At 73.5% G+C, this 21415-nt stretch carries 15 protein-coding genes; 3 read left to right on the top strand and 12 right to left on the bottom strand.

Going from position 1 to position 21415, the window contains the following annotated elements:
- Positions 1-206 precede the first annotated feature (206 nt).
- The 3 genes from SXIN_RS24480 to SXIN_RS24470 are packed head-to-tail and all read left to right on the top strand — an operon-like array spanning position 207 to position 6390.
- On the top strand, positions 207-5414 hold the full coding sequence (locus SXIN_RS24480) for an HD domain-containing protein (RefSeq protein ID WP_192883628.1): 5208 nt from the start codon (positions 207-209) through the stop codon (positions 5412-5414).
- A complete protein-coding gene (locus SXIN_RS24475) occupies positions 5414-5809 on the top strand; it encodes a hypothetical protein (RefSeq protein WP_019709517.1) in 396 nt (131 codons plus the stop codon). Before SXIN_RS24480 ends, SXIN_RS24475 begins: the two co-directional genes overlap by 1 nt.
- Positions 5806-6390, top strand: a complete 585-nt coding sequence (locus tag SXIN_RS24470; RefSeq protein ID WP_192883627.1) for a hypothetical protein — start codon at positions 5806-5808, stop codon at positions 6388-6390. The genes SXIN_RS24475 and SXIN_RS24470 overlap by 4 nt, the downstream gene beginning before the upstream one ends.
- Positions 6391-6505: 115 nt before the next feature.
- Here the strand turns inward: SXIN_RS24470 and SXIN_RS24465 are convergent, their stop codons facing one another.
- From SXIN_RS24465 to SXIN_RS32485, 12 genes are all read right to left on the bottom strand, one after another.
- Complete coding sequence (locus SXIN_RS24465) at positions 6506-7966, bottom strand: glutamate synthase subunit beta (protein WP_019709515.1); 1461 nt, start codon at positions 7964-7966, stop codon at positions 6506-6508.
- A complete protein-coding gene (gene gltB, locus SXIN_RS24460) occupies positions 7959-12557 on the bottom strand; it encodes a glutamate synthase large subunit (RefSeq protein WP_019709514.1) in 4599 nt (1532 codons plus the stop codon). Before gltB ends, SXIN_RS24465 begins: the two co-directional genes overlap by 8 nt.
- A 312-nt stretch (positions 12558-12869) precedes the next feature.
- Positions 12870-13634 carry a VIT1/CCC1 transporter family protein gene (locus tag SXIN_RS24455; protein WP_019709513.1) on the bottom strand — a complete coding sequence of 255 codons (765 nt, stop codon included), beginning with the start codon at positions 13632-13634 and terminating at the stop codon, positions 12870-12872.
- A gap of 206 nt (positions 13635-13840) precedes the next feature.
- Positions 13841-14887, bottom strand: a complete 1047-nt coding sequence (lgt, locus tag SXIN_RS24450) for a prolipoprotein diacylglyceryl transferase (RefSeq protein ID WP_019709512.1) — start codon at positions 14885-14887, stop codon at positions 13841-13843.
- Between the two features lie 198 nt (positions 14888-15085).
- Complete coding sequence (locus tag SXIN_RS24445; RefSeq protein WP_095757537.1) at positions 15086-15466, bottom strand: hypothetical protein; 381 nt, start codon at positions 15464-15466, stop codon at positions 15086-15088.
- A gap of 191 nt (positions 15467-15657) precedes the next feature.
- Entirely contained in the window at positions 15658-16473 is an 816-nt protein-coding gene (trpA, locus tag SXIN_RS24440; RefSeq protein WP_019709510.1) for a tryptophan synthase subunit alpha, read from the bottom strand.
- Positions 16473-17720 (bottom strand): tryptophan synthase subunit beta, encoded by a 1248-nt coding sequence (trpB, locus tag SXIN_RS24435; protein ID WP_019709509.1) that lies wholly within the window; start codon positions 17718-17720, stop codon positions 16473-16475. The genes trpA and trpB overlap by 1 nt, the downstream gene beginning before the upstream one ends.
- A gap of 528 nt (positions 17721-18248) precedes the next feature.
- Complete coding sequence (gene trpM, locus SXIN_RS33090) at positions 18249-18425, bottom strand: tryptophan biosynthesis modulator TrpM (protein ID WP_167466117.1); 177 nt, start codon at positions 18423-18425, stop codon at positions 18249-18251.
- A 9-nt stretch (positions 18426-18434) separates the two neighbouring features.
- Positions 18435-19244, bottom strand: coding sequence for an indole-3-glycerol phosphate synthase TrpC (gene trpC, locus SXIN_RS24430; RefSeq protein ID WP_039817468.1), 810 nt, complete (start codon positions 19242-19244; stop codon positions 18435-18437).
- Between the two features lie 179 nt (positions 19245-19423).
- Complete coding sequence (locus tag SXIN_RS24425; RefSeq protein WP_095757536.1) at positions 19424-19855, bottom strand: DUF2752 domain-containing protein; 432 nt, start codon at positions 19853-19855, stop codon at positions 19424-19426.
- A 263-nt stretch (positions 19856-20118) separates the two neighbouring features.
- Positions 20119-20346, bottom strand: a complete 228-nt coding sequence (locus SXIN_RS24420) for an HGxxPAAW family protein (RefSeq protein ID WP_019706500.1) — start codon at positions 20344-20346, stop codon at positions 20119-20121.
- 172 nt (positions 20347-20518) lie between these two features.
- A complete protein-coding gene (locus SXIN_RS32485) occupies positions 20519-21262 on the bottom strand; it encodes a TIGR02234 family membrane protein (protein WP_238153853.1) in 744 nt (247 codons plus the stop codon).
- Positions 21263-21415 lie beyond the last annotated feature (153 nt).

Raw genomic sequence — 21415 nt, 5'->3', positions numbered from 1 at the left:
GCGGGTGATCCGCGGCGACTCTCCGAGAACTACCGCCGGCTCCCGCGCCCCGCGACCGGGGCGGTCCGCCCGGGTGACGGCCTCACCGGTCCGGGGGTACGCGGCGAACCGCCCGGGCCGTCCGCCCTTGGATGTGCCGGGAAGCGCCTCCCGTGTCCGACCCGTCTGGAATCATCGGCCGGGTCAGGCTGAACAGGGGGCGGGGAGTGACGGATTCGGATTCCGCGCGGGAAGCCGGCCGCCGGCGGGCGCTGCTGATCGGCGTCAGGGAGACCCGGGCACTGCACCGGGACCCGGGCCTGGCCGCGGCCTATCCGGCGCTGGACTGCGTACCGCAGGACATCGAGCTGATGAGCGCGGCGCTGAAGAGCTCGGGGTACGAGGTGCGGTCGCTGCACCAGGACCATCCCGACCCCGACTGCCGGGATGTGGGCGGCAACGGCATCATCGGTGCCCTCGGCACGTTCTTCGCCTCCTGCGAACCCGGGGACACCGCCCTGGTCTACCTCACCTGTCACGGCGTCACCCTCGACAAGCGGCACTATCTGGTCCCCGCCGACGCCCAGCCCGGCCCCGCTCGTGGCGGTCTGCCCTGCGTCAACCCCCGCACGCTGCTCCGGACCGCCCCGGGGGAACTGCTCGCCGGCCTCTCCCGCGGCGTGACCGCCGTCGTCTGCCTGGACGCCTGCCGGGAGGACGGAGTCGTGCCGTTCATCCACGACGACGAGCGGAAGCTCTCCGGCGACCACGGCTCGGTGGTGTGGCTGTACAGCTGCAGCCCGGGCGAAGCGGCCTACGCCGATGCCCAGGGAAGCTGGTTCGGCCGGGCGCTCGCCGAGGCGCTGTCGGCAAGCGCCGCTCCCAAGACGATCGGCGAGGTCTATGAGTACGTCCGCACGGTCGCGGGCAGGGCGGCCGGGGACGGCACCGTCCCGCCGCGGGTCGACCGGCAGGTCCCCGACTGGTCGTGGGAGTCGGCGCGGTCAGCCGTGGTGTGCGACGGGTCGGAGACAACGCACCGCTGGACCGAGGCCGTCGAGAAGTCAGCGCTGTGGGACGTCACCGCGGACGCCGGCAGCGTACGGGAGCCGGTGCTGGACCGGTTACGTCACCTGGTGCGGCTGGTCGTCGGTCTGCGTACCGACACCCTCGCCCGGCACCCCGACCCGTGGGACGACCCCCGCTACCCCGAGCGGCTGATCGGACAGCTCGGGGAACTGGCCGTACAGGCCGGGCTGCGGGAGGACGAGCGGCTGTCGCCGCCCGAGACGGCCGCGCTGCTCGCCGCGCCGATCGTCCACGAGGGCATCGTGGCCCTCCTCATGGACGAACTGGGGGCGCTTCCGCGGGAGGACGCGGACCGCGGGGCGGCGGACGGCGCCACCGCGCCGGACGGCCGGGAGCCCGGCGGCCTTGACGCCCACGCCCAGCTGGTCCGCAGCGAGCTGCGGGACATGGGCCGGGCGCACCACCTGGTGCGCCGCACGGCCGCGACCCTGCGTGAGCGCGGCCAGCTCGCCGCCGCCCGGGCCGCCGACCAGTGGCTGCGGCACCGCTTCGTCGCCGACTGGGACCTGGTCTGGGAGTGCACGGGCCAGTATCCGTCGGCGGAGAAGCTCTTCGACGTCGCCGTGTCCGCCGTGCTCGCGGCGACCCCGGCGCCCGGCTGGTGCGGGCCGGTCGCTCAGTCCCGAGAGGAGATCAGCAGTCAGCTCCGGCAGGTGCTCGGGCATGTCTCCGTGCGCCCGGGCGGCAGCCCCCGCATCAACGACCCGGACGCGCCGGACGGCTGGAACGACCATCCCCCGGTCCAGGGCACCCGCTGGCGCGGTGAGCAACTGGCCACCCTGCTGTGGGCCGCGGCCCTGCTGGCCGTGGACACGCGCATGCTGTCCAGCGTGCTGGTCGACCATCTCGCCGCGCGCACGCCCCTCTCGCCGTCCGACGCGGTGATCTCCCTTTCGGAAGGTCTGCGGTACGACCCGGGGAAACGTGGCGGCGAGAAGGAACGGCACGGCGTCGAGGTGAGCTTCCGGTGCCCGCATCCCGCCCTGCACGCGGCGGTGGAGGAGCTGGCCGCCCGCGCCGACACGGCGTTCCGCGAGATCCACCGGCACCACCAGGGCCGGGCCCCGCTGCTGCGCGGCCTGCCGCGCCGGGTCTCCACCGGGCTGCTGAAGCCGCGCGACCGGAAGTACACCGAGCCGCTGGAGCGGTTCCGGCTGGCCGAGGACGAGATCCGGCCGCTGCTCATGGGCACCCAGCTCTACGGCGATCCGATGCTCGCGGTGCGGGAGCTGTACCAGAACGCCCTGGACGCCTGCCGGTACCGCGAGATGCGCGTGCGGTACGGCCGGAAACGGCACAGCGGGCACTCCGACGGCTGGCGGCCGAGGATCGTGTTCCGGCAGGGGGTGGACGAGGAGGGGCGCGCGTACATCGAGTGCGAGGACAACGGCTCGGGGATGACCCGCGAGAAGCTGACATCGATGTTCGCCCGGGCGGGCCGGCGCTACGAGCAGGACCCGGACTTCGTCCAGGAACGCCGCAACTGGCGCCGGGCGGGGCTCGACGACGTCCATCTGAACAGCCGTTTCGGCATCGGGGTGTTCAGCTACTTCATGCTGGCGGAGGAGGTGGAGGTCCGCACCTGTCCGGTGGACCGGTTCGGTGAGCACATCCCCCAGGAACAGCTGCGGGCCGACATCCAGTCCGGTTCCGGGCTGCTGCAGATCCGGCAGGAGTGGAACGCGCCTCGCCTCGGCGGCACTCGCGTCCGGCTGTACCTGGCGCACCACGACGGCCCCCGGCCGTCGCTGCTGGACACCCTGGAGTCACTGCTGTGGTTCAGCGACTACGACGTGACGGCCGTCGAACGGGCGGAGGCGGGCCGGGCCCGGTCGCAGGAGCGGAGCGTCACCTGGCACGCGCGGAGACTCCGGCCCTCCCGGAGCTGGCCGGGCGGCCCCGTGCATGCGCACCGCGACGCCTGGTTCGTCCAGGGGAAGGGGCAGCTGCTCCTCGACGGGGTCGTGGTCCGCGACGCCCCTGCCGTGTCCGGCTCCATCGTTAATCTGCGCGAACGGTACGAGCCGGTGCCGAGCGTGGACCGGAACCGGCTGCTGTCATACGACCGCGACCGGGTGCTCCGTATCCTGATGGACCACGCCGAGGCGGTGGCGGGCGCGCAGGGCTGGAAGAAGGTCTCGCTGGAATGGTTGTGGCGCCTCTGCGAGACCGAACCACGGCTCGCTGTACGGCTGGTGGATCTTCTGCTGCCGGGCGCGGCCGGATTCGTGGAGCCGGATGCCCGGTCCCACAAGCCCGTCAGCGTCTCGGTCCCGTTGGCGAAGGCCGGTGTCCTTCCTCTGGACGGCCAGGTAGTGAGCAGTCCCTGGTTCCACTTTCTGCATGAGCCCGACCGGCCCTCGGAAAACGGCCTGGTGCTCGACTGGCGACGACAGTCCCTGGGAATCGACCGGGGCGACTTGGATCTCTCGTTCACCGGGTATCCCGAACCGGCGGGACTCGACAGCTTGCTGTTCCTCAACGGTCTGCCCGCGCCCGACTGGGCCGCGGCGGTGCGCACGTCCGCAGCGGTGGAGATCCCGCTCGCCGAGGCGGTGCGGGCCCTGCGCCGCTACGCCATCGCCGGGCTGTATGTGCCCGAGGCACCGGACATCCGCGCGCTGCGGTCCGTCCGCCCCGACAGGGTGGTCGCGGATGTCTACGAGTGCTACCGGGAGTTCCTCCTGCCGCGCCCCTCCTACTGGGGGGTGCCCTTCCCGCCGGAAGCCGGCCCTCCGACACAGCACGCCCCGCTGCTGCTGGCCGCCGCGTTGAGCGAGGTGCCGCTGAGCCGGGCGGCTGAGGCGCTGACGCAACTGTCGGCGCTCGACGACAGGCTTCCCACCCCGCCTCCCCTGGGGGCCGCCGGGGCACGGACCATCAGCCCTTCCGAGGCCACCGCTCTGGCCGGGTTCGAGGCCAGTGATGCCGTCGGCCGGCTGAAGCCGCGGAACACCCGGGTACGAGCGGACGAACCCCGGGCCATGGAGATACCCGACGCCTCCCTCGACCAGATCCGCGCTCTCCGCGAGGATGTCGGGGAAGCGGTCGTCGGCCCCGTCTCCCCGACCGCCGCCGCCGTCACGGAACTCGACGCGCTGGGTCCTTGGCTGCTCTCCAGAGACCTCGACGGCTCAGCGCCCTGGCTGGGCGCGGACCCCGATCCATGGCACGTACTCCGTGCGTCTCAGCGGCTGAAACTGCCGGTGGGCGAGGTGGTCGAACGCATCGACCGGTGCAGCACGATCACTGGTATCCGCGGTCCGCGGATTCCCGCACGCAGCGCGGGCTGGCGGGTGCCGGACTGGCTCCAGTACGCACTGCGGCCGGCTCCTCGCGTACGAGGCCACCGGATCGGGCCGTGGACGCTGCTCTCCGCGTCCTGGGACGCGTCTGCCGACCCGGACGAGGCAGAGCCCTTGGAGGAAACGCTGTCCCACCTGGTGGAGTTCGGGCTGCTGGACGCCGGCGAGGTGCAGCCGACCATGGACGCCGTCCGGGCCGGACACCCGCCGTCCAAGATTCTTGTCAGTCACCGTTCCTACAGCCTGGTCGGTCAGGCAGATCTCGACGGCGTCGGCCTGACGGGAGCCCAGTTCCTATCCTTGGCTGCGGATTTCTCACTGGATCTGGCGGGAGCCCGGGCGCTGCTGCTCCAGGAAGCACAGCAATACGGTCTGCCCCTGCGAGCCGCGGAGCTCACCGGGGCCGCGGCCGCCCTGTGCCCGCGGGCCCAGGACTGCCAGGCGCTGTGTGACGAGGTCGAGCCCACCCGCTTCGTGGAGCGCCTGACGATCGGCGCCATCGTTCAGCACGCGCTCCGCTCCCGGCTGACCGTGGGGGCGTCGGCCCGCCGGCTGGCCGGATTCGCGGGCGCGGGAGCGCCCGAGCCGCCCGGGACGCTCACCCGCGGCGAAGACCCCGGCCTCCTCGACGAACTCACCCCGATCAAGGCCGACCAGGCGGCCTTCGATGCGGGCCTGCTCGGCCCCGGCAGCCTCGGCGCGCTCGAACTCGTCCTCGTCGCGGGACGGTTCGGGTGGTCGCTCGCCAAGACCTACGAGCGCTACGCGCCCTTCGCCGAGCTCGGCCTCGACATCACCGTCCGGGACCCGGAGGGTGAGGAGCGGGACGTCGTCCCCGACTGGGCGGACGTCATCGTCCTCACCGAGCGGCTCACCGGCCGGGCCCCCGCGCTCTCCGGCACGGTGGACCCGGACCACGTTCTGCTCTGTTCCGAGGAGACGGACCTCTCCCCCGCCCGCATCCTGGAGCGCCTCACCCGCTACGCGGGGCTCTTCGGCTTAACCTTGCCGGATCCTCCCCGCACGACAGGAGCACCGTGATGACCGGTCACCGTTCGGTGGAGTGGGACCCGCAGGCCAGAGCCGTCGTGGCGGGGTTCACCTGGCGGCGCATCGGCGAGGGGGTGTACGAGGCCGCCGGGGAGTGCCCGGAGTGCCACGGCACCATGGTCCGCCGCTGGGAACTCAACCAGTACGCCTACGTGGCCAAGGGCGGCGGGCTGGAAGCGCTGCGACGGAGGCGGAGAGGCGGAGGCGGAGGCCGTGAGGGGGACAGCGAGGAGGATCGCGCCCCGCTCTACACCCGCTGCCTCTGCGGCCGGGCCCACGCCGGCCGGCCGCCGGAGGAGGACAGCGCGGGCTGCGGCGCCCATCTGCTGATCGAGCTCCCTCCCGGCGGGCTGCCGGGCCTCGGCGGGGCGGAGGCGCACCAGTGACGGGCGCTGCCCCGGGCGCCGGGGGCACGGGCGGCGCTCCCGGCGGCCCACGGACCCCCTGGCGGTTCACGCCCGAGCAACTGGCCGCCGCCGACCGCCGGTTGCGGGCCATGGTGGAGCCGCACGAGCAGCTCCGGGCCGCGCGGCAGCAGGCGGAGGGCTACCGCAACTTCATCGCCTCGCTGACCGGGCTGATCGGTGCGGTGTTCGTGCTGAAGGGCCGGGAGAATCTGTTGGATCTGCCCGGCTGGTGGCGGTGGGCGGTGATCGGTCTGCTCGCCGCCTCGTTCGCCGCGCTGATCGCGGCCTCGTGGCTCACCGTGTCCGCCGTGCACGGCCCGCCCGGCTACACCCCCACCCTGGACGCCACCCGGGTTCTCGACTACGAGACCGAACGCACCCGCGCCATCTGGCGCATGGTGGGCCGGGCCCGCGGTCTCGCGCTGGCCGGGATGCTGGCCATCGCGGCCGCCGTGCTTCTGACCTGGGTCGCCCCGGTGCAGGAGGAGACGGCGGAGACGGGGAAGGCGGCGACGCCGTCCTGCGGCCCGGTGGTGACGGCCGCTCTGCTCCCCTGCTGACCGAGCCGCCCGGCTGCCCCCGTACCGAACGGCGCGGCGCCCGTCCCTCCGTGGTGGGAGGGGCGGGCGCCGCGTTGGTTCCGTACGCCGCCGGAGCGGCGCGGGTTCCGGGCCGTCAGACCGTCAGGGCGCGGTCCGTCGGGCGGATGGGGGCGGGCAGGGAGCTGCCGCCGGTCAGGTAGCGGTCCACGCCGCGTGCCGCGGAGCGGCCCTCGGCGATGGCCCAGACGATGAGCGACTGGCCGCGTCCGGCGTCGCCGGCCACGAAGACGCCGTCGACGTTGGTGGCGTAGTGCTCGTCCCGGGCGATGTTGCCGCGGGCGTCGAGCTCCAGGCCGAACTGCTCGACCATGCCGTTCTCCCGGTCGGTGCCGGTGAAGCCCATGGCGAGCGTGACGAGCTGCGCCGGGATCTTCCGCTCGGTGCCGGGCTTCTGTTCGAGCTTGCCGTCCTTGAACTCGACCTCGGCCATGTGCAGCCACTGGACGTTGCCGTCCTCGTCGCCCTCGAAGTGGGTGGTGGAGACGGAGTAGACCCGCTCTCCGCCCTCCTCGTGCGCGGAGGTGACCTTGTAGAGCATCGGGAACGTCGGCCAGGGCTGGTTCGGCGCCCGGTCCTCGCCCGGCTGCGGCATGATCTCCAGCTGGGTGACGGAGGCCGCGCCCTGCCGGTGGGCGGTGCCGACGCAGTCCGCGCCGGTGTCGCCGCCGCCGATGACGACGACGTGCTTGCCCTCGGCGCTGATCGGGGAGACGGTGAGGTCGCCCTCCTGCACCTTGTTGGCGAGCGGCAGGTACTCCATCGCCTGGTGGATGCCGTTCAGCTCACGGCCGGGGACGGGCAGGTCGCGGGCGGTGGTGGCGCCGACGGCGATGACGACGGCGTCGTACCGCTTGCGCAGCTTGGCCGCGTTGATGTCCCGGCCGATCTCCATCTCGGTGCGGAAGCGGGTGCCCTCCGCGCGCATCTGCTCGATGCGGCGGTTGATGTGGCGCTTCTCCATCTTGAACTCGGGGATGCCGTAGCGGAGCAGACCGCCGATGCGGTCGGCTCGTTCGAAGACGGCGACGGTGTGGCCGGCCCGGGTGAGCTGCTGGGCGGCGGCCAGGCCGGCCGGACCGGAGCCGATCACGGCGACGGTCTTGCCGGAGAGCCGCTCCGGGGGCTGCGGGGTGATGTCGCCGCGGTCCCACGCCTTCTCGGCGATGGTGACCTCGACGTTCTTGATGGTCACCGGCGGCTGGTTGATGCCGAGGACGCAGGAGGCCTCGCACGGCGCCGGGCACAGCTTCCCGGTGAACTCCGGGAAGTTGTTGGTGGCGTGCAGCCGCTCGCTCGCCGCCGTCCAGTCCTCGCGGTAGACGTAGTCGTTCCACTCGGGGATGAGGTTCCCGAGCGGGCAGCCCTGGTGGCAGAAGGGGATGCCGCAGTCCATGCATCGGCTGGCCTGCTTGCTGATGATCGGCAGCAGGGAGCCGGGGACGTAGACCTCGTTCCAGTCCTTGACGCGCTCGGGGACGGGGCGGGTCTCGGCGACCTCGCGGCCCGTGGTCAGGAAGCCCTTGGGGTCAGCCATTGATCGCCGCCTCCATCATCTTCTCGTGGGTCTCGGACTCGGAGAGTCCCGCTCGCTCGGCGGCGTCCTTGGCGGCGAGCACGGCCTTGTAGGTGGCGGGGACGACCTTGCCGAAGCGGGGCAGGGCCGCGTCCCAGTCGTCGAGCAGCGCCCGGGCGACGGTGGAGCCGGTCTCCTCGTGGTGGCGCCGCACGACGTCGTGCAGCCAGCGTGCGTCGTCGGCGTCGAGCGCCTCGACGGCGGACACGAGGTCCGGGTTGACGTTGTCCTTGTCCAGGTCGATGACGTACGCGACGCCGCCGGACATGCCGGCCGCGAAGTTGCGCCCGGTCTCGCCGAGGACGACCGCGTGACCGCCGGTCATGTACTCGCAGCCGTGGTCGCCCACGCCCTCCGAGACGACCGTGGCGCCGGAGTTGCGGACGCAGAAGCGCTCGCCGACCCGGCCGCGGAGGAAGATCTCGCCGCCGGTCGCGCCGTAGGCGATGGTGTTGCCCGCGATGGTCGAGTACTCGGCGAGATGGTCGGCGCCGCGGTCCGGGCGCACGACGAGCCGGCCGCCGGAGAGGCCCTTGCCGACGTAGTCGTTGGCGTCGCCCTCCAGCCGCAGGGTGACGCCGCGCGGCACGAAGGCGCCGAAGGACTGGCCGGCGGAGCCGGTGAAGGTGATGTCGATGGTGTCGTCCGGCAGCCCGGCGCCGCCGAACCGCTTGGTCACCTCGTGGCCGAGCATGGTGCCCACGGTCCGGTTGATGTTGCGGATCGCGAGCCGGGCCCGGACCGGCTGGGCCTTCTCGGCGCTGTCCGCGGCGAGCGCGTCCGACGCGAGCTTGATCAGCTCGTTGTCGAGGGCCTTGCCCAGGCCGTGGTCCTGCTCGATCACCTGGTGCCGGGCGGCACCGGCCGGCAGGTCCGGGACGTGGAGCAGCGGCTCCAGGTCGAGGCCCTGCGCCTTCCAGTGGCCGACGGCCCGGGAGGTGTCCAGCAGCTCGGCGTGGCCGACCGCCTCCTCCAGGGTGCGGAAGCCCAGCTCGGCGAGGAGCTCGCGGACCTCCTCGGCGATGAACTGGAAGTAGTTGACGATGTACTCGGCCTTGCCGCTGAACCGCTCGCGCAGCACCGGGTTCTGGGTGGCGATGCCGACCGGGCAGGTGTCCAGGTGGCAGACGCGCATCATGACGCAGCCGGAGACGACGAGCGGCGCGGTGGCGAAGCCGAACTCCTCGGCGCCGAGGAGCGCGGCGACGACCACGTCGCGGCCGGTCTTCAGCTGGCCGTCGGTCTGCACGACGATGCGGTCGCGCAACCCGTTGAGCAGCAGGGTCTGCTGGGTCTCGGCGAGGCCGAGCTCCCAGGGGCCGCCCGCGTGCTTGAGGGAGGTGAGCGGCGAGGCGCCGGTGCCGCCGTCGTGGCCGGAGATCAGCACCACGTCGGCGTGGGCCTTGGAGACGCCGGCGGCGACGGTGCCGACGCCGACCTCGGAGACCAGCTTGACGTGAATGCGCGCCTGCGGGTTGGCGTTCTTCAGGTCGTGGATGAGCTGGGCGAGGTCCTCGATCGAGTAGATGTCGTGGTGCGGCGGCGGGGAGATCAGGCCGACGCCCGGGGTGGAGTGCCGGGTCCTGGCGACCCACGGGTAGACCTTGTGGCCGGGCAGCTGGCCGCCCTCGCCGGGCTTGGCGCCCTGGGCCATCTTGATCTGGATGTCGTCGGAGTTGACGAGGTACTCGCTGGTGACGCCGAAGCGGCCGGAGGCGACCTGCTTGATCGACGAGCGGCGGGCCGGGTCGTAGAGCCGGTCCGGGTCCTCGCCGCCCTCACCGGTGTTGGACTTGCCGCCGAGCTGGTTCATGGCGATGGCGAGGGTCTCGTGCGCCTCCTGGGAGATGGAGCCGTACGACATGGCGCCGGTGGAGAAGCGCTTGACGATCTCCGAGGCGGGCTCGACCTCCTCGATCGGGATCGAGGGGCGGCCGGACTTGAAGGAGAACAGGCCGCGGAGCGTCATCAGCCGCTCGGACTGCTCGTCGACCCGCCGGGTGTACTGCTTGAAGATGTCGTAGCGGCGGGTGCGCGTGGAGTGCTGCAGCCGGAAGACCGTCTCCGGGTCGAAGAGGTGCGGCTCGCCCTCGCGGCGCCACTGGTACTCGCCGCCGATGTCGAGGGCGCGGTGGGCCGCGGCGATGCCGGAGACGGGGTACGCCTTGGTGTGCCGGGCGGCGACCTCCTGGGCGATGACGTCCAGGTCCGCGCCGCCGATCTTGGTGGTGGTGCCGTGGAAGTACTTCTCGACGAAGGACTCGTCCAGGCCGACGGCTTCGAAGACCTGCGCGCCGCGGTAGGAGGCGACGGTGGAGATGCCCATCTTGGACATGACCTTCAGGACGCCCTTGCCGAGCGCCTTGATCAGGTTGCGGATGGCGGTCTCGGGCTCGACACCGGGCAGGAAGGTGCCGGCCCGGACCAGGTCCTCGACCGACTCCATCGCCAGGTACGGGTTGACGGCGGCGGCGCCGTAGCCGATCAGCAGGGCGACGTGGTGGACCTCGCGGACGTCACCGGCCTCGACCAGCAGGCCCGCCTGGGTGCGCTGCTTGGTGCGGATGAGGTGGTGGTGGACCGCGGAGGTGAGCAGCAGCGAGGGGATCGGCGCGTGCTCGGCGTCGGAGTGCCGGTCGGAGAGGACGATCAGCCGGGCGCCGTCCTCGATGGCGGAGGCGGCCTCGGCGCAGATCTCGTCGATCCGCGCGGCCAGCGCCTCGCCGCCGCCGCTCACCCGGTAGAGACCGGAGAGGGTGACGGCCTTGAAGCCGGGCAGGTCGCCGTCGGCGTTGATGTGGACGAGCTTGGCCAGCTCGTCGTTGTCGATCACCGGGAACGGCAGGGTGACGCTGCGGCAGGACGCGGCGGTCGGCTCCAGCAGGTTGCCCTGCGGGCCGAGGGAGGAGAGCAGCGAGGTGACGAGCTCCTCGCGGATGGCGTCCAGCGGCGGGTTGGTGACCTGCGCGAAGAGCTGGGTGAAGTAGTCGAAGATCAGCCGGGGCCGGTCGGAGAGGGCGGCGATGGGCGAGTCGGTGCCCATGGAGCCGATGGGCTCGGCGCCGGTCTTGGCCATCGGGGCGAGGAGGATGCGCAGCTCCTCCTCGGTGTAGCCGAAGGTCTGCTGGCGGCGGATGACGGAGGCGTGGGTGTGCGCGACGTGCTCGCGCTCCGGCAGGTCGGCCAGGTCGATCAGGCCGGTCTCCAGCCACTCCTGGTAGGGCTGCTCGGCGGCGAGCTCGGCCTTGATCTCGTCGTCCTCGATGATGCGGTGCTCGGCGGTGTCCACCAGGAACATGCGGCCGGGCTGGAGGCGGCCCTTGCGGACGACCTTGGCCGGGTCGACGTCGACGACGCCGACCTCGGAGGAGAGCACGACGAGGCCGTCGTCGGTGACCCAGTAGCGGCCCGGGCGCAGACCGTTGCGGTCGAGAACGGCGCCGACCTGGGTGCCGTCGGTGAAGGTGACGCAGGCGGGGCCGTCCCAGGGCTCCATCATCGTCGCGTGGTACTGGTAGAACGCGCGGCGGGCCGGGTCCATCGAGGTGTGGTTCTCCCACGCCTCCGGGATCATCATCAGCACGCTGTGCGGGAGTGAACGGCCGCCGAGGTGCAGCAGCTCCAGGACCTCGTCGAAGGAGGCGGAGTCGGAGGCGTCGGGGGTGCAGACCGGGAAGACGCGCTCGGCGGCCTTCTCGCCGAACAGGTCGCTGGCGAGCTGCGACTCGCGCGCCCGCATCCAGTTGCGGTTGCCCTTGACGGTGTTGATCTCGCCGTTGTGCGCGACGAACCGGTAGGGGTGGGCGAGGGGCCAGCTCGGGAAGGTGTTGGTGGAGAACCGGGAGTGGACCAGCGCGATCGCGGTGGCGAAGGTGCGGTCGGAGAGGTCCGGGAAGAACGGCTCCAGCTGCCCGGTGGTGAGCATGCCCTTGTAGACGATCGTCCGGGCGGAGAGGGAGGGGAAGTAGACCCCGGCCTCGCGCTCGGCGCGCTTGCGGAGCAGGAACGCCTTGCGGTCCAGGTCCAGCCCGGTGTTCTCGCCGTCGGCCACGAAGAGCTGGGCGAAGTCCGGCATGGTGGCGCGGGCGCCGGCGCCGAGCATCTGCGGGGCGACGGGCACCTCGCGCCAGCCGAGGACGGTCAGGCCCTCGTCTGCGGCGATGGCTTCGACGCGGCCCGCGGCCTCGCTGTCACCGGCGGGGAGGAAGGCGATACCGACGGCGTAGGCGCCGGCCGCGGGGAGCTCGAAGGAGACGTTCTCGCGGAGGAAGGCGTCCGGGATCTGGAGGAGGATGCCCGCGCCGTCGCCGGAGTCGGGCTCGGAGCCGGTGGCGCCGCGGTGTTCCAGATTGCGCAGCACGGTGAGGGCCTGCTCGACCATGTCGTGGCTCGCCTCACCGGTGAGGGTGGCCACGAAGCCGACGCCGCAGGCGTCGTGCTCGTTGCGCGGGTCGTACATGCCCTGCTGGTCAGGGCGTCCGGCCAGGGGCGACCAGGCGGTGTTCCCACCGCTGGCCGCGGAGTGGTCGGACAGCAGGCGCGGCGTGCGCATCGGCTCTCCCGTCGTCGTCGTGGCAGTGTCAGTGCCGAGGGACGACGTTGGCCCTCTGCGAATTTCGTGCAGGTTACATGATGACCGCTGTCCCGCAGCGCGAAAACGGCGTTCCATCATGCGGACACCACCAGCTCAGAGCGGTGGTGGGGGGAGCGACAGGAGCGTTCGGCCCTCGTCTTCTCCGGCGCCGGACGGGCGGCACTGCCCGTAGCGCTTCCGGCTCATGCCCAGCCGGGCACCGATCGAAACCCGCAAGTAACAACCGGTTTCCCGGCCGGGAGGACCCACCGGCCGGCGTGGCCGGTCCCCTCAGTTTACGGCCGTTCCGATGAGGGAGCCCAGACCGTACGTCAAGGCGGCGGCGGCTCCCCCCAGGATGAACTGCCGGAGCCCGCTGTACCACCAGGAGCGGGCCGTGACTCTCGCCACCAGGCTGCCGCAGAGGAACAGCCCGGCCAGGGCGAGCAGCACCGCCGGCCACAGCTGCTCCGCGCCCAGCAGATACGGCAGCACGGGAAGGACGGCACCCACCGCGAAGGCCCCGAAGGAGGAGACGGCGGCGACCGCCGGCGAGGGCAGGTCGCCGGGATCGACCCCGAGCTCCTCCCGGACGTGGATCTCCAGGGCCAGCTCGGGATCGCGGGAGAGCTGCTCGGCGACCTGCCGTGCCAGCTCCGGCTCCACGCCGCGCGATACGTAGAGCTCCGCGAGCTCCCGCTCCTCCTCCGCCGGGTTCTTCCGTATCTCCTCGCGCTCGACCTCCAGCTCGGCCAGCACCAGCTCACGCTGCGAGGCCACCGAGGTGTACTCGCCGGCGGCCATGGAGAAGGCTCCGGCGGCGAGGCCCGCCATCCCGGTGATCACGATGGTCTGCGAGGCGACGTTGCTGCCCGCGACACCCGTGATCAGGGCCAGGTTCGACACCAGGCCGTCCATCGCGCCGAAGACCGCGGGGCGGAGCCAGCCGCCGTTGACGTCGCGGTGGGTGTGGTTGTCCCGGTGCGCGTCGTGCGGCTTGTCCTCGGCCCCGGTGACATCCGCGGTGAGGTTGTCGGCGGCGCTGCTGCTGGCCATGGGTGTGGTGCTCCCTTCCCCGGGACAGCCCGTCGGCTCCCCCTGGCTGCGAAGGTACGCGCGATGCCTTGGCGCCGCCAGCAAGGAAGGCCGAACTTACCTCTCTGACCTGCGGTTTCACTTCCGGGCGGTGAAGTGGGCAGACGAAACGGCGGCGGTCCCCCTCAGGGCCGCCGCCGTCCGCGGGCGTGTCCGTGATCTCCGTCTCAGAGCTTCTTGGTGGTGCCCGCCCCGGAGTCCGCGGTGCCGTCACCGTCGCCCGGGCCGTCCGCAGCGGCCGTGCCGCCGCCGGACACCGCCGGTTCGCCGGACCCGGTGGGGGCATCGGCATCGCCGCTCTCCGCGGTCCCCGTCGCCCCGGCGTCCTTCCCGGGCCCGCCGTCCTTCTCGCTGCCCTTCTCGCCGTCCCGCCCGGCGTCGGCGGCCCCGGCCGCGCGGGCCTCCTCCGCCGCCGGTTCCACCACGGCCTCCCGGCCGGGGCGCAGCCGGGAGGAGACGATCATGTAGGCGACCGCCCCGAGGAAGACGATCATCGAGGTCCAGACGTTGAGGCGCAGGCCGAGCACGTGGTTGGCCTCGTCGATCCGCAGATACTCGATCCAGCCGCGGCCCACGGTGTACGCGGCGACATACAGCGCGAAGGCCCGCCCGTGGCCGAGCTTGAAGCGGCGGTCCGCCCAGATCACCAGCAGGGCGACGCCGACGCACCACAGCGATTCGTAGAGGAACGTGGGGTGGTAGAGCCCGGGCTCGGGGCCCTTGTCGATCTTCAGGGCCCAGGGCACATCGGTGGCCCTGCCGTACAGCTCCTGGTTGAACCAGTTGCCCCAGCGGCCGATGGCCTGGGCGACGGCGATACCGGGAGCGACCGCGTCCGCGTAGGCCGGGAGCGGGACGCCGCGGCGCCGGGCTCCGATCCACGCCCCGACGGCGCCGAGGGCGATGGCCCCCCAGATGCCGAGCCCGCCCTCCCAGATCTTGAAGGCGTCGACCCAGTTGCCGTCCTCACCGAAGTAGGGCTCGTACGTGGTGAAGATGTGGTAGAGACGGCCGCCGACGAGACCGAACGGCACGGCCCAGACGGCGATGTCGGCCACCGTGCCGGGCAGGCCGCCGCGGGCGACCCAGCGCCGGCCTCCGATCCAGACGGCGGCGAAGACGCCGATGAGGATGCTGAACGCGTAGCCGCGCAGCGGGATCGGACCGAGTTCGATCACGCCGGTCGACGGACTGGGAATGTATGCGAGGTCCATGGCGGTCCCGACGCTACCGTGCCGGGCGGGGGACCGGGCAACCCGCCCGGCAACGGCTCCGTAACGGGCCGCACCGGGCGCGGCCCCGCGCCCCCGTCCTCCCCTCGCTCTCCCGTGTCCGGACGGTCACGGGGGAGCAGCCGGTGCCGGGCGCCCGGCGGGCACACGCCCCGGAGACCGGGGCCGGGGAGACCGGCGTCAGGAGAGGACCCGGGCCGGGTCGGCCACCACCACGACCAGCAGGACGACGAAGACCAGGCCGGCCACCACGCCCGACCAGCGCTGCCCGCGGGCCTGCGGCCGGGCGGGCGCGGTCCGCCACCCCTCCGGCTGCCGGGGCGCGGCCGGCCTCCCCCGCCGGCGCCACCGGCGGAGGGTGCCCCGGTGCCGGGCGGCCGCCTCGCCCTCCCGGCGCAGCCGTTCGGTGACCATACGGGCACGCGCCGACGGCTCCCTGGGTGCCCGGGCCCGCGCGGGCCCGGCGCTCTCCTCGACGAACCGCGCCCACTCCTCCTCGGATATCGCGGGCAGCTCGGGCTCATCCGCGGCCCGGCCGGTGGCGGGCGGCTCTGCGGTCACGGTCCTCACATCTCCTGGGGTCGCACGGGGCGGCCGGGCGGGACGCACGGCGGCCCGGCCGGTGACGGGGTGTGGGGGTGGTGCCAGGGTAATCCAGCGGGCCGACAGCGGCCGAGAGCCGGAACGGAGCCGGAACGGCGGAACGGGGAGGCGCAGGCCTCCCCGTTCCCCTCCCCCGCTGATCCGGGCGGTCAGGCCCCGCGGCTCACGCCCTTCGCCAGCTCCCCTGCCAGCGACCGGACTCCGTCCAGCCCGCTCTCCAGGTCCGGCGCGTCCAGCAGCCGTTTGACGAAGGCCGAGCCGACGATCACCCCGTCGGCGAACGCCGCGACCTCGGCCGCCTGCTCCGGGTTGGAGACACCGAGCCCGACGCAGACGGGCAGTCCGGTGGTGGCCCGGGTGCGGCGTACCAGGTCCTGCGCCTGCTCGCCGACGGACTCCCGGGTGCCGGTGACCCCCATCAGGGAGGCCGCGTAGACGAAGCCGCTGCCGACCGCCGTGATCTTCGCCAGCCGCTCGTCCCGGCTGCTCGGCGCGACGACGAAGACCGTGGCCAGGCCGTGCCGCGCCGCGGCCTCACGCCACACCGCGGACTCCTCGACGGGGAGGTCGGGCAGGATGCAGCCCGCACCCCCGGCCCCGGCCAGGTCCGCGGCGAACCGCTCGACGCCGTACTGGTCGACCGGGTTCCAGTACGTCATGCAGAGCACCGGCGCCCCGGTCGCGGCGTGCACCTCGGCCACCGTGCGGATCACGTCGGTGATGCGCAGCCCGGCCCGCAGGGCGATGTCGTCGGCGGTCTGGATGACCGGCCCGTCCAGCACCGGGTCGCTGTGCGGCAGCCCGACCTCGACCACGTCGCAGCCGCCCTCGACCATCGCCGTGACGGCCCGCACCCCGCCGTCCACGGTCGGGAAACCGGCGGGCAGATAGCCGACCAGCGCGGCCCGGCCCTCCCCCTTGGCCTTGGCCAGGACGGATTCCAGGAGTTCCAGGTTGCCCGCCATCACTCGGCCTCGATCTCGTCGCTCGGGTCGTACAGCTTGAAGTAGCGCGCGGCGGTCTCCATGTCCTTGTCGCCGCGGCCGGAGAGATTGACCAGCACCAGCCCTTCGGGGCCGAGTTCGCGGCCGAGGACGAGGGCGCCGGCCAGCGCGTGCGCGCTCTCGATGGCCGGGATGATGCCCTCGGTCTCCGACAGCAGCCGCAGCGCCTGCATCGCCTCGTCGTCGGTGACCGCGCGGTACTCGGCGCGGCCGGTGTCCTTGAGGTAGGCGTGCTCGGGGCCGACGCCCGGGTAGTCGAGCCCGGCGGAGATCGAGTACGGCTCGGTGATCTGGCCGTCCTCGTCCTGGAGGACGTAGCTCCGGGAGCCGTGCAGGATGCCGGACGTGCCCTCGGTGAGGGTCGCCGCGTGCTCGCCGGTCTCCACGCCGTGCCCGGCGGGCTCGAAGCCGACGAGCCGGACGGCCTCGTCGGGGAGGAACGCGTGGAACAGGCCGATGGCGTTGGAGCCGCCGCCCACGCAGGCCGCCACCGCGTCCGGCAGCCGGCCGGCGCGCTCCAGGATCTGCCGGCGCGCCTCGACGCCGATCACCCGGTGGAAGTCGCGGACCAGGGCGGGGAACGGGTGCGGTCCGGCGACCGTGCCGAAGAGGTAGTGGGTGTGGTCGACGTTGGCGACCCAGTCGCGGAACGCCTCGTTGATGGCGTCCTTCAGGGTGCGGCTGCCCGACTTGACCGCGATGACCTCGGCGCCGAGCATCCGCATCCGCGCCACGTTGAGCGCCTGCCGCTTGGTGTCGACCTCGCCCATGTAGATGGTGCATTCGAGGCCGAAGAGGGCGCAGGCCGTGGCCGTCGCGACCCCGTGCTGCCCGGCGCCGGTCTCGGCGATGACGCGGGTCTTGCCCATGCGGCGGGTCAGCAGCGCCTGCCCCAGCACATTGTTGATCTTGTGGGAGCCGGTGTGGTTGAGGTCCTCCCGCTTGAGGAAGACCCGGGCGCCACCGGCGTGCTCCGCGAACCGCCGGACCTCGGTGAGGGCGCTGGGGCGGCCGGTGTAGTTGACGAGCAGTTCGTCCAGCTCGGCGGCGAAGGCCGGGTCGGCCTTCGCCTTGGCGTACTCAGCGGCCACCTCGTCGACCGCGGCGACCAGCGCCTCGGGGATGAACTTGCCGCCGAACGCGCCGAAGTAGCCCTCGGGGCTGGGGACCAGACCCTCGGGGTCCGGGATGAAGAAATCGGAGGACATCTACGGTACTCCTCGTGCCGGGGCGCGAGGCCCCGGGTGGTGGGGTGATGAAGTGAAAGATCCGGACGGTCGGGGGGAGGCGGGCGTACACCGGCCGGCCCCGGCGGTGCCCCTCGCCCGGCCCCGGAGCGGTCGGCCGGTGCGGCCGTACGCGCGGGACGGGGCGGGAAGGGCGGTCGCGGGCCGGCACCGGACACCGCTGCGGCACGCCGGCGCCGGAAGCGCCCGGATCCCGACGGTCCGGGCCGTACGGGCTCCGGGAGCGGCCGGACCGCCCGCATCGGGCGCCCGGCAGCCGGCTCGGACGGCTCCGACGGCCCGGTGACCGAGCCCTCCGGGGCCCGGGGCCCCGTCACGGGGCCCTCCAGGTCCGGTGCATCCGGGGCATCCGGCCTCCGGGCTCCGTGAGAGCCCGGACGACTCGGGTCCGGGCCCGGGTCCGACAGCCGAGAGCGCTCAGGAATCGGGAAGCAGCCGGAGGAACCGTCCTGCCTCTCCCGGCCCGCCTGTCGGCGGGGCCGGGCGGTGTCAGGCCGTGCCGGCCGGGTGTACGCGCGCCGCGGCGCGCCATCGCATGCCGTTGATCTGCCCCGGCTCGCTGCCGATGTGGTAGCGCACCCGACGCCCCCGCACCCGCCGCGCGGGCGCGCGGCAGCCCCGCGGCCGGCAGCCGCGGGCGAGCCGTGCGTACGGGGAACGGGTCATCGGGGCGCCTCAGCCGCGTCCGTGCCGCAGGGCCGGGTGCGCGCCGGCCGCCACGAGGTCGGCCACCGCCGTCCTGGGGTCGCGGCCGGTGACCAGCGACTCCCCGACGAGCACGGCGTCCGCGCCCTCGTTGGCGTACGCGATCAGGTCGTGCGGTCCGCGCACGCCCGATTCCGCGATCTTGACGATGTGGTCGGGGATCCCCGGGGCGATCCGCCCGAAGTTGGCCCGGTCCACCTCCAGCGTCTTGAGGTTCCGCGCGTTGACGCCGATGATGCGGGCGCCGGCGACGACGGCCCGCTCGACCTCCTCCTCGTCGTGCACCTCGACGAGCGGCGTCAGGCCGATCGACTCGGCGCGCTCGATGAGCGACACCAGGGCCGCCTGGTCCAGGGCCGCGACGATGAGCAGGGCGAGGTCGGCGCCGTGGGCACGGGCCTCCCAGAGCTGGTAAGAGGTGACGATGAAGTCCTTGCGCAGCACGGGGATGTCGACCCGGGCGCGGACGGCCTCCAGGTCCGCGAGCGAGCCGCCGAACTTCCGTTCCTCGGTCAGCACGCTGATGACGGCCGCGCCGCCCGTCTCGTAGTCGGCGGCGAGCCCGGCCGGGTCGGCGATCGCGGCCAGCGCGCCCTTGGACGGGCTGGAGCGCTTGACCTCGCAGATGACCTTGACGCTGTCACCGCGGAGCGCCGCGGCCCCGTCCTTGGCCGGAGGGGTCCTGGCCGCCCGCTCCTTGAGCTCGTCGAGGCTCACGCGTGCCTGCCGCTCCGCGAGGTCGGCACGGACTCCCTCGATGATCTCGTCGAGCACACTCACGGGAGCGGCCCCCTTCCGGGACGGTGGTGGAGCGATCGCGGCCGTCCGGTGCCCGCCGGGCACCGCCCGCCCACGACTGCGCGAGACTCTGCGATGGTATCCGGCCGGGCGCACACCGTTCACATCCGGGCGCCCGGGGTCCCGACACGTGGACATACCCGGTGCTACCGGTTCCGGTTCTACGGTGCCAGGCCCGCGCCGAACGACAGGTTCCGGACAACCGTGAACGCCGTGACGAGCACCCCCGCGGCCCACCACGCCGGACGGCTCCGCACGAACCGCGCGGCGCGCCCGGCCGGCGCGGGGCGGGCGGCACGCCCCTGCCGGGCGGCGGCGCGTACGGCGCGTACGGACCAGAGCACCCAGACGACGGCGGCCGCGGCCAGGGCCAGGACGACCAGGGCGTTGGCGCCGAAGGCGGCGGCCGCATCGCCCCGCGCCAGGGCGTGGGCGCCGCGGAGGCCGCCGCAGCCCGGGCACAGGAGACCGGTCGTGTGGAAGAGCGGGCACACCGGGTAACGCCCCGGCACCCCGGGGTCCACGGCCCCGACACAGCCGAGGGCGGCCGCACCGGCGGCGAGCGCCCCCGCGGGTGCGGCCAGGGGCCTCATGCGGGACGGAAGGAGCCGCCCGGCACGGCCGGCCTGGTGACGGTCACCGCCGGGCGGCGGAGGCGGGCACGGAGACGCGGGAGCCGGAGGCGGGGACGGTGCGGGGTGCGCGGGTTCGTCGCTCACAGGGCCGAGTCTGTCCGCGGACGCGGAAAGGCGCAGCCCCGGGCCCTCGTACGCCGTCCATACGGCCGTACGGGCCACGGGGCCGCGCCTTCACGGTTCCGCCCCGGTTCGCGGGGGCGCCGTGCGCCGCTCGCGGGTCAGTGCTGCGGCTGCCGCTTCTGCGGCTCGCGCGTGGCGTCCTGGCCCAGGCCGGCCTTCTTCATCATCCAGCCGACGATCCCGCCCAGGAAGACGAGGGCGATACCCACCCAGAAGCCCACGGGGCTGGCCATCACGGTGAAGGCGCTGGCCACGCAGAAACCGATGAAGGCGATGATGACGCCGGTCCAGGCGGCCGGGGTGTGTCCGTGGTCGGTGCCCGCCATGAGTTCTCCTCGTTGCTCTGTGTGCGCCTGGCTCGGGCGCGGTGAACGCTCGGCGTCCATTGTTCCCGACGGGCTGTGACACCGTCGCGCCGGGGTGCCGTCCCGGAGCGTCGGAACGGCGCGGCCGACGCGCAGGTCGGAGGTGGGTCCGGGGTGGGGTCCGGGGGTGGTCTCAGCGGTCGCGGGTCGGGTCCTCGCCCCGGTCCAGGGCGTGCCACATCTCCTCGGGGCGCTCCGGGCCGGGCGCGGCGGCGCCGCGGCGCACGGCACCGGACGGGCGCTCGTACCGGCCGGACATGGCGGGCCAGCGGTGCCCGTGGCGCAGGGCGAGCAGTCCGGCGAGCAGGAGGAGCAGTCCGGCCGCGGTGGAGACCAGCGGCCAAGGGGTGTGGGTGACGTTCTCCACACCGGCGCCGACCAGCCCGGTGGCCCGGGCCGCCTCGGCCTCCAGTGCCCCGGTGCCGGCGCGGCCGTACAGGGAGGCGGCGGCGGTGCCCGCGCCGCTGAGCGCCAGCAGCGCGGCGACGGCGGCCCGCCCGGCGCGGCGCACGGCGAACACGGCGACCAGCGCGGCGAGCCCGACGACGGCCAGCGCGGCGGGCACGCCGGTGACGTCCCGGCCTTCGGCGGCGACCCGCAGCGCCCCCTGGGCGGCGGTGGTCGTGGCCTCCGACCAGGTCTGTCCGCCGGCGACCAGGGCGAGGGCGGCGCCCGCGGCACCGAGGGCGAGCGCGGCGGCGAGACTGCGCCGGCCGGCGCCGCCGGACGTGTCCCCGGCTCCGGCGCCGCCGGCGGATCCGGGTGCGGGACCGGCCCCGGTCCGGCGAGGGCCGGATGCGGGGTGCCCGGGTTCGGGGTGCTCGGGTTCGGGGTGCTCGGGTTCGGGGTGATTGCGCGGCTCGGGTACGGGACTCACGTTTCCACTATGACCCGTACCGCCCCGCTGCCCGCACCCGGGGCGGTACGGGCCCGGGTGCGGGCACGCGGGCCCGTAGCAGTCCGCGGTTTCGCGGTCGGGCCCGGGGGATGAACGGCTCGCAGGAGACCGCCCGGCCCGGGGCCCGCCCGG

It is taken from the genome of Streptomyces xinghaiensis S187, assembly GCF_000220705.2.
Lineage (GTDB): Bacteria > Actinomycetota > Actinomycetes > Streptomycetales > Streptomycetaceae > Streptomyces > Streptomyces xinghaiensis.
This window is presented reverse-complemented; position numbering and strand designations above follow the sequence as displayed.

Coding starts and splice junctions, on each gene's coding strand:
- SXIN_RS24475 (WP_019709517.1), top strand. CDS start 5,414: ATGACCGGTCACCGTTCGGTGGAGTGGGACCCGCAGGCCAGAGCCGTC.
- SXIN_RS24465 (WP_019709515.1), bottom strand. CDS start 7,966: ATGGCTGACCCCAAGGGCTTCCTGACCACGGGCCGCGAGGTCGCCGAG.
- gltB (WP_019709514.1), bottom strand. CDS start 12,557: ATGCGCACGCCGCGCCTGCTGTCCGACCACTCCGCGGCCAGCGGTGGG.
- SXIN_RS24455 (WP_019709513.1), bottom strand. CDS start 13,634: ATGGCCAGCAGCAGCGCCGCCGACAACCTCACCGCGGATGTCACCGGG.
- lgt (WP_019709512.1), bottom strand. CDS start 14,887: ATGGACCTCGCATACATTCCCAGTCCGTCGACCGGCGTGATCGAACTC.
- trpA (WP_019709510.1), bottom strand. CDS start 16,473: ATGGCGGGCAACCTGGAACTCCTGGAATCCGTCCTGGCCAAGGCCAAG.
- trpB (WP_019709509.1), bottom strand. CDS start 17,720: ATGTCCTCCGATTTCTTCATCCCGGACCCCGAGGGTCTGGTCCCCAGC.
- trpM (WP_167466117.1), bottom strand. CDS start 18,425: ATGACCCGTTCCCCGTACGCACGGCTCGCCCGCGGCTGCCGGCCGCGG.
- SXIN_RS24425 (WP_095757536.1), bottom strand. CDS start 19,855: ATGAGGCCCCTGGCCGCACCCGCGGGGGCGCTCGCCGCCGGTGCGGCC.
- SXIN_RS24420 (WP_019706500.1), bottom strand. CDS start 20,346: ATGGCGGGCACCGACCACGGACACACCCCGGCCGCCTGGACCGGCGTC.